Annotated in this window: 12 protein-coding genes; 4 read left to right on the top strand and 8 right to left on the bottom strand. The window is 69.5% G+C overall.

Going from position 1 to position 13134, the window contains the following annotated elements:
* The coding region (locus HY68_RS34575) for a phosphotransferase (protein WP_041999473.1) at window positions 1-494 on the top strand (494 nt) is incomplete at its 5' end.
* A 93-nt stretch (window positions 495-587) separates the two neighbouring features.
* Here HY68_RS34575 and HY68_RS34570 read toward each other — a convergent pair.
* Together HY68_RS34570 and HY68_RS34565 are read right to left on the bottom strand one after the other, a co-directional pair.
* Window positions 588-1667, bottom strand: coding sequence for an aldehyde reductase (locus HY68_RS34570; RefSeq protein ID WP_041999470.1), 1080 nt, complete (start codon window positions 1665-1667; stop codon window positions 588-590).
* 13 nt (window positions 1668-1680) lie between these two features.
* Window positions 1681-2133 (bottom strand): MerR family transcriptional regulator, encoded by a 453-nt coding sequence (locus tag HY68_RS34565; RefSeq protein WP_041999467.1) that lies wholly within the window; start codon window positions 2131-2133, stop codon window positions 1681-1683.
* Between the two features lie 242 nt (window positions 2134-2375).
* Between HY68_RS34565 and HY68_RS34560 the strand changes: the two genes are divergently transcribed.
* A complete protein-coding gene (locus HY68_RS34560; protein ID WP_041999465.1) occupies window positions 2376-3179 on the top strand; it encodes a maleylpyruvate isomerase family mycothiol-dependent enzyme in 804 nt (267 codons plus the stop codon).
* A gap of 37 nt (window positions 3180-3216) precedes the next feature.
* Here the strand turns inward: HY68_RS34560 and HY68_RS34555 are convergent, their stop codons facing one another.
* Window positions 3217-4230, bottom strand: a complete 1014-nt coding sequence (locus tag HY68_RS34555; RefSeq protein WP_241778851.1) for a putative sulfate exporter family transporter — start codon at window positions 4228-4230, stop codon at window positions 3217-3219.
* A 202-nt stretch (window positions 4231-4432) separates the two neighbouring features.
* Here HY68_RS34555 and HY68_RS34550 point away from each other — a divergent pair, with 202 nt between their 5' ends.
* Window positions 4433-5371, top strand: a complete 939-nt coding sequence (locus HY68_RS34550) for a LysR family transcriptional regulator (protein WP_041999460.1) — start codon at window positions 4433-4435, stop codon at window positions 5369-5371.
* 14 nt (window positions 5372-5385) lie between these two features.
* On the opposite strand, the gene HY68_RS34545 is transcribed toward HY68_RS34550, so the two are convergent.
* The 5 genes from HY68_RS34545 to HY68_RS34525 form a co-directional block, all read right to left on the bottom strand.
* Complete coding sequence (locus HY68_RS34545) at window positions 5386-7158, bottom strand: beta-galactosidase (protein ID WP_041999457.1); 1773 nt, start codon at window positions 7156-7158, stop codon at window positions 5386-5388.
* Window positions 7159-7329: 171 nt separating this feature from the next.
* Window positions 7330-8322, bottom strand: a complete 993-nt coding sequence (locus HY68_RS34540) for a LacI family DNA-binding transcriptional regulator (protein WP_041999454.1) — start codon at window positions 8320-8322, stop codon at window positions 7330-7332.
* Window positions 8323-8632: 310 nt separating this feature from the next.
* Complete coding sequence (locus HY68_RS34535; RefSeq protein ID WP_041999452.1) at window positions 8633-9982, bottom strand: sugar ABC transporter substrate-binding protein; 1350 nt, start codon at window positions 9980-9982, stop codon at window positions 8633-8635.
* Between the two features lie 111 nt (window positions 9983-10093).
* Window positions 10094-10981: a carbohydrate ABC transporter permease gene (locus HY68_RS34530; protein WP_241778904.1), complete on the bottom strand. Its 888-nt coding sequence runs from the start codon at window positions 10979-10981 to the stop codon at window positions 10094-10096.
* 70 nt (window positions 10982-11051) lie between these two features.
* Complete coding sequence (locus HY68_RS34525; protein WP_041999448.1) at window positions 11052-11975, bottom strand: sugar ABC transporter permease; 924 nt, start codon at window positions 11973-11975, stop codon at window positions 11052-11054.
* Between the two features lie 330 nt (window positions 11976-12305).
* Here HY68_RS34525 and HY68_RS34520 point away from each other — a divergent pair, with 330 nt between their 5' ends.
* Window positions 12306-13070 (top strand): MBL fold metallo-hydrolase, encoded by a 765-nt coding sequence (locus tag HY68_RS34520; protein WP_241778850.1) that lies wholly within the window; start codon window positions 12306-12308, stop codon window positions 13068-13070.
* Window positions 13071-13134 lie beyond the last annotated feature (64 nt).

Raw genomic sequence — 13134 nt, 5'->3', positions numbered from 1 at the left:
CGGGCGCCGCCATCCGGACGTTGCACGACGCGCCGTTGCCGCCCTGGCCCAGCCGGGGAAGGGACCTCGCCGAGTTGACGGCGGATCTCGACAGCGAGTGTGAGCAACTGGTGACGAACGGCGTCCTGCCCGCCGACCTGGTCGCCCGCAACCGCCAGGTCGCCGAGGCCGCGCTCCGGCCGTGGACGCCGCTGTTCACACACGGCGACCTGCAGCTCACTCACATCTTCGTCGACGGCGCCGAGATCACGGGCATCATCGACTGGTCCGAAGCGGGCCCGGGCGATGCCATGTCCGACCTCGCCACCCTCACGCTCGGACACGAGGAATGCCTCGACGACGTCGTCGCCGGCTACGGCACCGACGCCGACCTCGACGTGATCCGCGCGTGGTGGTCGCTGCGCAGCCTGCTGGTGATTCGCTGGCTGGCCGGGCACGGTTTCGACCCGTTCGCGCCGGGCTGTGAGGTCGACGTGCTGAAATCCCGAATGTGAGACCGCCTCGCCCGGTGGGATCAGCTGGGCGACGCCATCGCGGTTGCCGACGGTGGTCATCGCCCCCGGTGGGCGCCGTGGGTCACGCGGCGATCATCGCCGGGGGTCGTGGTTCTCCGGCAGGGTCAGGCCGCGCTGGAGCTGGCTTTCGGCAGTCGCCACGATCGTCTCGGTGACATCCCGGGGTTCCCAGTCCAGCACCGAGCGGGCCTTTTCGTTGCTGATGACGGGAATCCGGCCTTGCAGGGTCGCGGCGTCCCGCAGGGCGGGCTGGGTCTTCGCGGACTCTCGGACCTGCTCGATCGTCAGCTCGATGGAAGGCAGCAAGTCGGCTGCGGCGGGGAAGTGCTCACGGAGGATCTGGGCCATGCCGAAGAAGCTGATCGAAGGGCCGCCGACGGCGATGAAGCGCTCGCCTGCCGCCTTGGGGTGCAGCATGGCCCGCAGGTGGAGGTCCACGACGTCACGTACGTCCACGACGCCGAAGTACATGACGGGCACCACTGGCATCTGTCCGGTCAGCATGCCCCGTACGAGGCCCGGGGAGGCAGAGGGCCGGTCGCCCAGCTGGGGGCCGAAGATGCCGGTGGGGTTGACCACGGTCAGTTCGATGCCACCGTGGGTGCGGACATCGTCCCAGGCCGCACGCTCGGCCAGGACCTTCGACTTGTGGTAGGCGGGCAGGCCCTCGGTGTCCGGGTCCGTCCAGTCCTCCTCCGTGTAGTGGTTGTCGGGCTTGAGCGTGTAGCCGACCGCGGCGTAGGAGGACGTCATCACCACCCGCCGCACCCCGGCCGTGCGGGCCGCGGAGATGACGCGCTGCGCACCGTCACGGGCAGGCCGGACGAGTTCCTCCTCGCTCTCCGGAGGGGTGGCCGGGAAGGGTGAGGCGTGGTGCAGGACGTAACTGACGCCGTCCATGACCCGCGCCCAGCCGTCGTCGACGTTGAGGTCGGCGACGGCGAACTCCAGTCGGCCGGCGGGGTCGACGTCGGCCTGCCTCAGTGCTGCCAGCACCCCGGCCCGCTGTTCGGAATCCCGAACGGTCACGCGGGTCCGGTAGCCGTCGCGCAGCAGCCGGGCGACAGAGTGACCGCCCAGGAAGCCGGTACCGCCGGTCACCAGGACCGTCCCGCTCTCGGTGGTGGAAGGGGTGAGATTTTCGGTGCTCATGGTGTTCAGTCCTTCAGTGGTCGAATTGTTCCACGACGCGCACGACCGCTTCGGTCGCGTGCGTCTCGGCCGTGGCGTCCCCGCGGACACGCGCGTCCCACAGGTCCGCCTTCCGGCGCAGATACGTCAGGCGCAGTTGGAGCTGCTCGATGTCGGCGGCCAGCTTCTGCGCCTGTGAGGCGAACAGGTCACGCTGGTCGGCCGCCGCGGACGGCCCTTGGGCGAGCAGGTCCAGATAGCGGCGCATTCCGCTCACCGTCATCCCGGACGAGCGCAGGCACGACAGCGCGTCGACGCGGGTCACGGTCGCCGGCGCGTACCGGCGATGACCGCTGGACTCGTCCCGGCCGACCGTTCCCAGCAGGCCGATCTTCTCGTAGTAGCGCAGCGTGGGTTCGCTGAAACCCGACCGTCGCGCCATCTCCTGAACGGTCAGGCCCACTGTCTGCTCTCCGGTCGCTGCCATACGGGAAGCCTCCGCTACTTGAAGCGCTTGAAGTCAAGCCGCCGCTCTCTTCGTGACCCTCCGCGACAGCACCTTCTGCGAACGGTAGCCAGTCCGGGCCTTCGCTCCGCGGACCCGGACCGTGGTCAGGAGATGTTCCGTGGGGAAGCGTGCCGGCCGAGCGATTTACAGTTCACCGATGAGTTCGGCCGGGACGCCCAGTCGTACACAGCACAACGACCTCCTACGGAAAGTTCAATCCCATGAGCGAGCTGAACCCGGAACGTGCCCGGCAAGCGATCGTCGAGCACACCCGGCGTCTGGCGGCATCAGCCGCCGCGGCCGGACCTGAGGCCGCCGTGCCGACAGCCTCGAAGTGGACCGTCTCCGACCTGGTCTCGCATATGGGTCAGACCCAGAACTGGGTCGCGGAGATCATCGAACGGCGCATCAGCGACCCCACCCAACTGCCCATGGAGATGGCCGTATTCCCCACCGACCCCCGCGAATGGCAGGCGTGGCTGTCGCAGTCAGCCCAGCGGGTCGCGAACGCGTGCTCCGACGACGCGCTCGGCGCACCGGTCTTCAACCCTGCGGGGGACGGGCGGTCCGGGACGCGATTCTGGCTGACCAGCATGGTCAACGAGGCGGTCGTCCACGGCTTCGACGCGGCAAACGCGGCGGAGCAAGCGGCCGACATCGACGCCGACATCGCGGCGGCGCTCATCAGCAACCACCTCGCGATGCTCACCTCCCCCACCTGGGAGATGCAGCGGTCCGAATCCGCCCATGCCATCCGAGGCACCGGGCAGACCCTGCAGTGGGTGGCCACCGACGTCACGGACGACACGGGCGCCTGGTTCGTCGAACGACGGCCCGACGGGGCGGCGTGGTCGCCCGGAGCCCGGCAGGCCGATGTGACGGTGACCGGCCCGGCACGGTCACTGCTGCTGGCCTTGACCCGACGGCTCCCCCTCAGCGATGGCGCGGCCGCCGGCATCAGTATCGACGGTGACACCGACCTCGCCCAGCACTGGCTCGACAACACCGCCCACATCAGCGGCTGACCGCCACCCGGACGCCCACGGATACCTGCCGGGAGATTCACAGCGCGGCTACGCGTACACCCGCGTACGCGACGGACGCCACGAGCAGCCAGGACACCAGTCCGAGCAGCAGCGAACGGCCGCCCGTACGTACCAGCGCAGGGAGGTGGATGCCCGTGCCGAGACCGAAGAGCGCGGCCACCAGGAGCGCGCTCTGGACGGACCTGGCAACCGAGAGGGCGGCTGCGGGCAGCCAGCCGGTGCTGGTGACGGCGATGGCTACGAGGAAGCCCGCGACGAACAGCGGCACGGGCGGCGGCATGCGCGGCGCACGCCGCCGCTGCTCGCCGCGGGGCGCCGACGCCGCAACGGCCGCCGCAGCCTCTCGTACGTGTGAACGGTGCCGGGCTCCCAGCGTGACCGCTGCCACCAGCGGCGCGAGCAGCACCACGCGTGACAGCTTGACCACGACGGCGGTGGTGAGCGCGCCGGGTACGCGCTGCGCGGTGGCGACGGTCTGGCCGACGTCGTGCACGCTTGCGCCCACCCACACACCGAAGTCGGCGACGTTCAGACCGAGCGGTCCGCGCAGCAGGGGCAGCACGACGATCGCGAGGCTTCCGCACAAGGTCACCAGCGCCACCGCCACGCCGGTGTCCTCCTCGTCCCCGCCGGCGACGGGCTCCATCGCGGCCACGGCGGACGCGCCGCAGATCGAGAAGCCGGTCGCCACCAACAGCCCGCGCGCGGGCGACACGCCGAGCCACCGGGCGAGCACCTGGGTACCGGCGAAAGTGATCACCACGGTGGTGCCGACGACAACGAGCCCGGGTACGCCGAGCTCCACCAGTTCGGGCAGCGACAGTTGAAGCCCCAACAGGACGACGGCACAGCGCAGTAGACGCTTGCCCGCGAGCGCGGTCCCTGCGTGCAGAACCCGATGATGCAGGCGCAGGTTCGTCACGAGCACACCGAGGATCACGCTGACGATCGAGGGGTTGAGGGCCGGCACCTGGTGCGCCACCGCGAACGCCACAGCGGTGGCCGCCGCGGCAGCGGCCGTACCGGGCACCCAAGCCGTACGGGAAGGCCGTGCCGCACCGGAGCCGCGATCCGTCGAGGCCGCTCTGTGAGCGAGGGAAGTGTTCACCAGTCCACACTGGGCGGCACATCACCACGGGAGTAGTCTGCAATTGCTTGTTCCCGCAACAAGCAGACCTTGTCACCACGCGCATCTTGTCAGCGCGCACATCTTGTCCCCACGGAGGAAGCCGATGCTCAGCCCGCACGTCCCGGAGCTGGCGGGCCTGCAGATGCTCGCGGCCGTCGCCCGCACCGGCAGCCTGCGGCTGGCCGCGGCCGAACTCGGTGTCTCACAACAGGCACTCTCGCAGCGGGTGCGGGCGATGGAGGCGCGGGTGGGAATCGCGCTGCTCAGCAGAGGGCCGCGCGGATCGCACCTCACGGCGGACGGCAGGCTGGTGGAACAGTGGGGGTCACGCGTGCTGGACGCCGCCGCCGAACTCGACGCGGGCATCACCGCGTTGCGCACGGACCGGGCGGGACACCTCAAGGTGGCGGCCAGTCTGACGGTCGCCGGCCATCTGATGCCTCGGTGGATGATCGCGTTGAGAGATCAGCAGCGGCTCACCGGGCGGGCCGCCACCAGTGTGGAGCTCACGGCGACCAACAGCGTGGCGGTCGCCGAGTCCGTCGAGCGGGGCGAGGCCGATCTCGGGTTCGTGGAGGGTCCGCGCGCTCCGCGCGGACTGCGTTCCCGTACGGTCGCCAGGGACGAGCTGCTGCTCGTGGTGGCCGCGGGCCACCCGTGGGTCAGGCGCAGGTCACCCGTCACGGCCGCAGAGCTGGCGGCCACCCCTCTCGTGACCCGCGAACCCGGCTCGGGCACCCGGGAGGCCCTGGACGCCGCGCTGACGGCCGCCGCCCCCGGCACGCCACGGGCGGAACCGGTCCTGGAGCTGACCGGTACCGCCTCGGTGAAGTCGGCGATCCTCGCGGGCGCGGGCCCGGGGGCCTTGTCCTCGCTCGCGGTGGCCGACGACATCACCCTGGGCCGGCTGCACGCTGTTTCCGTCACCGGTCTCGACTTGATCCGGGACCTGCGTGCGGTCTGGACGGGTGGAGCCACGCCCCCACCGGGCCCGGTCCGCGACCTGATCGCACTCGCCGCCCGCACACGCGGGGCGGCTTGACGCCTGTCGCCGGCTCACTCCTCGGTCGGGCCGAGGTCCGGCGCGTCACACAGGTCGACCGCGGAGCGGGAGGACGCGTGCAGTTCGAGTACGACGATGTCGTTGCCGCCCGGACGCAGCACCGGGCCCGGTACGTAGAGCCGTCGCTGGGGGCCGCGTGACCAGTAGCGGCCCAGCGCGAATCCGTTGATCCAGACACAGCCCTTGGTCCACCCGGACAGGTCGAGGTAGCTGTCGGCGGGTTCGGCCACCTCGAACGTACCCCGATGGAAGGCGGGGCCCACGCCGGGCCCGGCGGCGGGGCCGTACTCCAGCCCGGCCAGGTCGTCCAGCGGCAGCGGGCGGCTGCGCCAACCACCGCTGACCGGCGAGCCGTTGACGGTGACGGGGCCGACCAGGCCCTTGCGGTCGTGGATGCCCTCGCCGTAATTGACCCGGCCCTGGTTCTCCACCAGCACCGTGAGGTCGGCGCCGCCGGCCGGTACGGTCAGAGCGAGCGTGTGCTCGTGGTTCTCGCGTTCCAGCACACCGACCGGCTGGCCGTCGAGGAAGACCTGCGCGCGGTCACGCACATCGGAGGCGTACAGCAACGTGGGTCCGGCCGTGTCGAGCCGCGTCTCGTAGTGGACGAAGCCGAAGTCCTGCCCCAGCTCCTCCATGGTCAGGGGCCGCTCGCCGGACACAGGGGCGCCCAGCAGGTCGAGGCCGGCGAAGAGCGGCGCCCGCTCCGGCAGTTCGATGCCCAACAGGTTCAGTTTCTTCGAGGGCTCGGGCAGCGGGCCGTCGGGGACCGGCTCGTACCGGGCGATGACCTCGCGGAAGGCGGTGAACTTCGGGGTGAGGTCGCCCGCTTCGTCGAGCGGCGAGTCGTAGTCGTACGAGGTCACCGTGGGCCGGTAGGTGTGCTTGTCGTTGGCGCCGTTGGTGAAGCCGAAGTTGGTGCCGCCGTGGAACATGTAGAGGTTGACGCTCGCGCCCGACGCGAGAATCCCGTCCAGTTCGGCTGCGGCGTCGGCCGTGGGGCGTGTGACATGCACGCCGCCCCAGCGGTCGAACCAGCCGTTCCAGAACTCGGTGCACATCAGCGGTCCTTCGGGCTGGCGCTCGCGCAGCCGGGCCAGGTTCCGGGCGGCGCCGCTGCCGAAGTTCACCGTGCTCAGCACACCGGGAACGCTGCCCCTGGCGAGGTCGGCCGGCTGGTCGCAGGTGAACAGGGGTACGTCCACGCCGTGTCCGCGCAGCACGGAGACCAGGTGCGTGAGATGGCCGGCGCCGTCCTGTGCGGTCCCGGCGCCCTGGTCGTAGGCCCCGAACTCGTTCTCCACCTGGACGGCGAGAACCGGCCCGCCGCGCGAGCCCAGATATGGCAGCACGCGGGGCAGCAGCTCGCCGAAGTAGCCGTCCACCGCTGCCTGATAACTCGGATCGGTGCTGCGCAACCGGACTCCGGGCTCGGCGAGCAGCCACGACGGCAGTCCCCCGCCCTCCCACTCGCCGCAGATGTAGGGGCCCGGCCGGAGCAGGACGTGCAGGCCCTCGTCCTGCGCGAGGTCGATGAAGGCGGTCAGGTCCAGTGCGCCGTCCCAGCACCAGCGGTCGGGCCGCGGCTGGTGCAGGTTCCAGGGGACGTAGGTGTCGATCGTGTTCAGACCCAGGAGCCGGGCTTTGCGCAGCCGGTCCCGCCACTGCGCGGGGTGCACGCGGAAGTAGTGCAGACCGCCGGAGACGATGCGGAACGGCTCTCCGTCGAGGCGGAAGCCGTCTTGCTCAACACGCAGAGCAGGCATGAGGTGTTGGTCCTCTACATCGGGCCGGAGCGCAAGATCGACGTTTGCGTAACCATCATGTCTTGCGAGTCTGGCTGAGGGTTCTCGCTGTATCAAACTGCCGTGGAACGGGGCCGAGGTGGCTGTGCCGGTGGACGACGACCGGCCGGGCCCCGGCTGTCGGTCCCCGGGTTATCGGTCTCCGGCGGGGGCCGCCGTACTGCCCCGGATCACCAGTCGGGTCGGGACAAGGGTGGTGCCCTTCTCCGCCGTGTCGTTGCGGATCTGCCGCAGCACCCCTTCCACGCAGCGCCGGCCGACTTCCGAGAAGTCCTGGTGCACCGTGGTGAGCGGCGGGATGAAGGAGGACGCTTCCGGGATGTCGTCGAAGCCCACGACACTGACGTCCTCCGGAATCCTGCGCCCGCTCTCGTGCAGCGCGCGCAGCACCCCCAGGGCCATCTGGTCGTTGGCGACGAAGACCGCCGTGCAGGAGAGGTCGGCGGCGATCCGCTGTCCGGCGAGGTAGCCGGACTCCGTCGACCAGTCGCCGCGCAGCAGTTCGGGTACGTCGCGGCCGGCCTCGGCGAGCACCGAGCGCCAGGCCGCGACCCTGCGCTCGGCGGAGAACGCCCCCTCGGGCCCGGCCACATGCCACACCGTCTCGTGACCGAGGTCGAGCAGGTGACGCACCGCGGTCCGAGCGCCGCCGGCCTGGTCCGTGTCGACCACGCAGTAGCGGTCCCCGGCGTTGGAATCGACCACGACCACTTGGGCGTTGGGCGGCAGTGACACCATCGCCGCGTCGAGCAGGTGGACCTCCATCAGCAGGACCACCCCGTCGACGGCGAGTTCGCCGAGCCGATTGAAGGCGCCGCTGACCTCGCCCTGCGACGGCATGCTGACCGGCATCAGCGTGGTGGCGTAGCCCTCCTGTGCGGCGGAGAGGGCGACTGCCTCCAGCGTGCGCATGTTGCCGGTGGTGGACATGTTGAACAGGATCACGCCGAGGGTGCGGAACTCGCCCCGTTTCAGCGCTCTGGCCGCGCTGTTGGGGCGGTAGCCCAGCTCCTTCATCGCCGCGAGCACCTGCTGCCGGGTGGCTGCCACCACCCCGGGGAAGCCGTTCGACACGCGTGAGACCGTCTGCGCGGACACCCCTGCCAGTTGGGCGACGTCCGCCATCGAGGCCCCGCGCTTACGCCGTCCGCGCGCCCCTGCTCCTTCGGGCCGGGTCCCGTCGTCGTACCGGGCCGCGTCTGGAATGTTCTCCACTGGAGTCGCGCACCTCACTGCGACGGATGCCGGCCGTGCGGCCGATCACTGGTCAACGGGATTCTAAGGTCTGCGGCGGGTGTCCCGCCCGCTCTTCCACGACGCCCGGCACGGCCGGCGATGCGGTGAGTCGAAGCCATGGGATTCCTTCCGGTACTGCGTCGCGTGGTGGACGGGGGGTGGGACCCGCCGGCTGCTGCGGGCCCCACCCGGGCGGTGGTCAGCCGACGCTGAACCCTTGCTGCTTGCCGTACTTGACCGAGGCCTCCTGCCAGGACTTCAGCCCGCCGGTCAGCGGCGTGGCGGACACGTACGCCTTACCGACGGTGTCGTTGAAGATCGAGTTGGCGTAGACCTGGTAGGGCAGGTACGACCAGCCGGGCAGCACGTTCTTGGCCGACTCGGAGAAGATCTGGTTCGCCTTCTGGCCGCCGAAGTACGGGAACGCCGTGTTGAGGAAGGCGGGAGAGTTCAGGTCCGCCGTCGTCGCCGGGAAAGCGCCGTTCTTGAGCCGGGCCTGCACACCCGCGCCCTGGTTGGCGTACTGCAGGAAAGCGTAGGCGAGTTCCTTGTTCTTGCTCGCCTGCATGACGGCCAGTGAGCTGCCGCCGTTCTCGGCACTGGCGTGTGCGCCGGCCTGCCACTGCGGCAGCGGGGCGACCCGCCAGTCCCCCGAGGCGGCGGCGACACCCGAGGTGAAGTTGGCCGGCATCCAGGCGCCCGTGGTCAGGGTCGCGATGCTGCCGTCGGCCAGTCCCTTGTACCACTGGTCGGTCCAGCCGCTGACGGGAGACACCAGGTGCTCGGAGACCAGTTGCTGCCACACCTTGGTGTACGTCGCGGTGCCCGGGTCCTTGTTGAAGTCGACCGAGACCTTCGTGCCGTCGACCTTGTAGGGCTTGCCGCCGGCCTGCCAGATCAGGCTGGTGGCCATGCCGGCGTCACCGGTGTCGCTGGTGATGTACATCTTCGGGTCGGCCTTGTGCAGCTTGCGGGCGTCCGCCAGATACTCGTCCCAGGTGGTGGGTACCGGGATCTTGTACTTGTCGAAGACCTTCTTGTTGTAGAACAGCGCCATCGGACCCGAGTCCATCGGCAGCCCGTAGACACCGCCGTTGATGTTCACGGAGTTCCACGGGCCGGGCGAGTACGTCTTCGACAGGCTCTTGGCGCCGAAGGAGCTGAGGTCGGCGACCGACTTGCCGAAGGCGAACTGGCTGAGCGCGAAGTACTCGATCTGCGCCACGTCCGGCACGCCCTTGCCGGCCTGTACCGCGTTCTGCAGGGCGGTGTACTGGTCGTTGCCGGTCCCCGCGTTGACCATCTTCACGTGGACCTTGGGGTACTTGGCCTGGAAGTCGGTCACCACCTGCTTGAGGGTCGGCTCCCACGCCCAGACCGTGATGCTGCCGCCCTTGGTCAGTGCCGCCTGGACCGCTTTGGCGTCGGACGCCTTACCGCCCGAGCCGGAGTCGCTGTCCCCGGAGGAGCCGCATGCTGTCAGCCCGAGGGCGGCTGCGGCGACCACCGCGACACCCTGTGCCCAACGGCGAACCACTTTGTTCGTCATCTCATTCCACTCCGTTGTACGTGATGTTCTGCCGAACCGGCCCGGCCGCACCGCGGGGGTGGGTCAGGGACGGAGCCGCAGGGGGACATGGGGTGCCGGAAGCACCGGTGGTCACTCCTTGACGCTGCCGGCGGAGAGCCCGGACTGCCAGTAGCGCTGGAGGAGCAGGAAGGCCACGATCAGCGGCACGATCGTCAGCAGGGACCCGGTGATCACCAGGTTGAACACCGGCTCGCCGCCGACGGTACGGGCCTGGGCGTTCCACGAGTTGATGCCGAGGGTGAGGGGGTACCAGTCCGGATTCTTGATCATGATCAGGGGCAGGAAGTAGTTGTTCCAGGTCGCCACCATCGTGAAGAGCAGCACCGTGACGATGCCGGGCGCCAGCAGTGGCAGGCTGATCCGGAAGAAGGTGCGCAGTTCGCCCGAGCCGTCCACCCGGGCGGCCTCCAGCAGCTCGTCGGGGATCGCCTCGCTCGCGAACACCCACATCAAGTAGAGGCCGAACGGCGAGATCAGCGACGGAATGATCACCGCCCAGGGGGTGTCGGTCAGGCCCATCTTGCTGAACATCAGGAAGGTGGGGACCGCCAGCGCCGCGCCGGGTACGGCGACCGCGCCGATGATCAGGGCGAACACCGCACGTTTGCCGGTGAAGTTGAACTTCGCCAGCCCGTAACCACCCAGCACCGCGAGGAAGGTTGCCCCGCCCGCGCCCACCACCACGTACAGCAGTGTGTTCAGCAGCCACCGCACGAAGATGTGGTCGTTGTAGGTGAAGGTCTCGGTGATGTTGTCCCACAGCGCGAAGTCGCCGCTGAACCACAGGCCGAAAGAGCTGAGCAGCCGGGGCTGGGTCTTGCAGGCGTTGATGAACAGCCAGGCCAGCGGCACCAGGGTGTAGATCACCACGAGACTGGTCAGCGCGGTCAGCAGGACGCTGCGCCGGGGCCGGCCGTGCGCCTTGCGGCGGCGCGGGAGGCGCGCGGTGCGCAGCACCGGGTACGCGCGGGACGGTCCTGCGGCCGTCGGTGTGCCCGCGGCGGGCGCGAGTTCACTGGTCACGGGTTCACACCTCCTTGCGCATGCCGCGGAGCTGCACGATGTAGGCGACGATCATTGTGACAATCCCCATGACGATGGCGACCGTTGCGGCGTAGTTGTGCTGCTGGCCGGAGAACGAGAGCGAGTAGGTGTAGAGGTTGGGCGTGAAGTAGGTCGTGATGGCGTTGGGCGCGAGGGACTTGAGGATGCTGGGCTCGTTGAACAACTGGAAGCTGCCGATGACGGAGAAGATCGTGGCGATGACCAGAGCGCCTCGGATCGCCGGGAGCTTGATGGCGCCTACGATGCGCCACTGCCCCGCGCCGTCGATCGCGGCGGCCTCGTAGAGGGACTGCGGGATCACCCGCAGGGCCGCGTAGAAGATCAGCATGTTGTACCCGACGAACTCCCAGGTGACGATGTTGCCGATGCTGGCGAGAATCAGGTCCGGGGAGAGCGGGTCCGGCAGCGTGACATCGAAGTGATCGTTGATGTTCGCCACGAGGCCGAACTGCTTGCCGTACATGAACCCCCACATGAGGGTGGCCACGACCGCCGGTACCGCATAGGGCAGGAAGATCGAGATCCGGAAGAAGTTCCGCCCGTAGAGCCGCCCGCTGTCCAGCGCGAGCGCCACCAACAGCGCGATGCCCAGCATGATCGGTACCTGGATCACGAGGAACAGGCCGACCCGGGTGATGCCGGACCAGAACTCGTGGTCCTGGAACGCCTGGCGGTAGTTGTCGATGCCGACGAAGTGGTTGCCGCCGATCAACTGCTCCCGGAACAGGCTCAGGTAGACCGAGTAGGCGATCGGCGCCAGGAAGACCAGCGCGAAGACGACCAGGAACGGGGCGACGAAGCCCCAGCCGACCCATCGCCGCCCGCCGCTGCGCCTGCGCGGCGGAGCGGCACGACCGGCCGCCGGCGGGGGCGAAATGACAGCCATGACCCATCCCCTGACGTCGTTGTTCTGACCCCGCCGCGGTCGGGCCGCAGGGTGGATGGTTGCGCAACCATGAGGTGCCGCAACAACGTGGCACGCGGTGACGTTTACGCAAACATTGATTGGCGTGATGCTGACACCGCAGGTCCGTGAGCGTCAAGGGCTGTGCCGCGGTTCCCGTGCGGACGGGCCAACTCGCCCTTTGAACGGCTGATCGGTGGATGATGGCGGCGACACGGCCTTTGTCCTGACATCGCGTCCCCGGGCGCTCAAAGCGATGAGTTTGCGTGCGGAGCGCGGTCTCAGCGCTGTAACCGAACGATGGGAGTAGCGGTGGGCGAGCTGAAGCAGGTGGCCGACGGTGTCTGGGTCCGGCAGAGCGAGTGGGTCTGGAGCAATTCCGTCGTGGTGCGCGGGGAGGACGGGCTGATCCTGATCGATCCCGGCATCAACGGCTCCGAGTTGAGCCGGCTCGCCGACGACGTGGACCGGCTCGGTATTCCGGTGGTCGCCGGGTTCTCCACGCATCCCCACTGGGACCATCTGCTCTGGCACCCCCGGTTCGGCGACGTGCCGCGCTACGCCACCGCCGCGACCAGCCACCTCGCCTCTCAAGCCCGGGAGCGGGCGCAGGCGATGGCGGCGGAGAGCGCGTCCGGCGTCCCTCTGGACCTTGTCGCGCTGGTCACCCCGCTGCCCGAGGACGGCGGACCGGTGCCGGGCGAGATCATCGAGCATCGGGCGCACGCCGTCGGCCACGCCGCGGTCCTCCTCGCGGACCGTGGCGTCCTGGTCGCCGGCGACATGCTCTCCGACGTCCTGATCCCGCTCCTCGACATGCGCCAGGACGATCAGGTAGGAGCCTACGAGGCAGCGCTCGACCGGCTGGATGAGACCGCCCGGCACGTCGACGTCGTGATCCCCGGCCACGGTTCCGTGGCCGAAGGTCCCGAGGTGGCGGCCCGCCTCGCTGCCGACCATGCCTACATCGACACGCTCCGGCGCGGGGTGGAGCCGGTCGACGCGCGGCTGGGACCGCATGCGGACTGGCTCTCCGGCCCCCACCGGTCGAACCTGGAACAGGCCCGGGGGCGGTAGCGGAGCGGGGGCTCCTGCGGGAGCGGGCGGACCGGGCCGCCAACCGGGAGAAGCTTGTTCCGGT

The organism is Streptomyces sp. AcH 505 (genome assembly GCF_000818175.1).
Lineage (GTDB): Bacteria > Actinomycetota > Actinomycetes > Streptomycetales > Streptomycetaceae > Streptomyces.
Note: the sequence above shows the minus strand (reverse complement) of the source record. Positions and strands in the feature narration are given on the sequence as shown.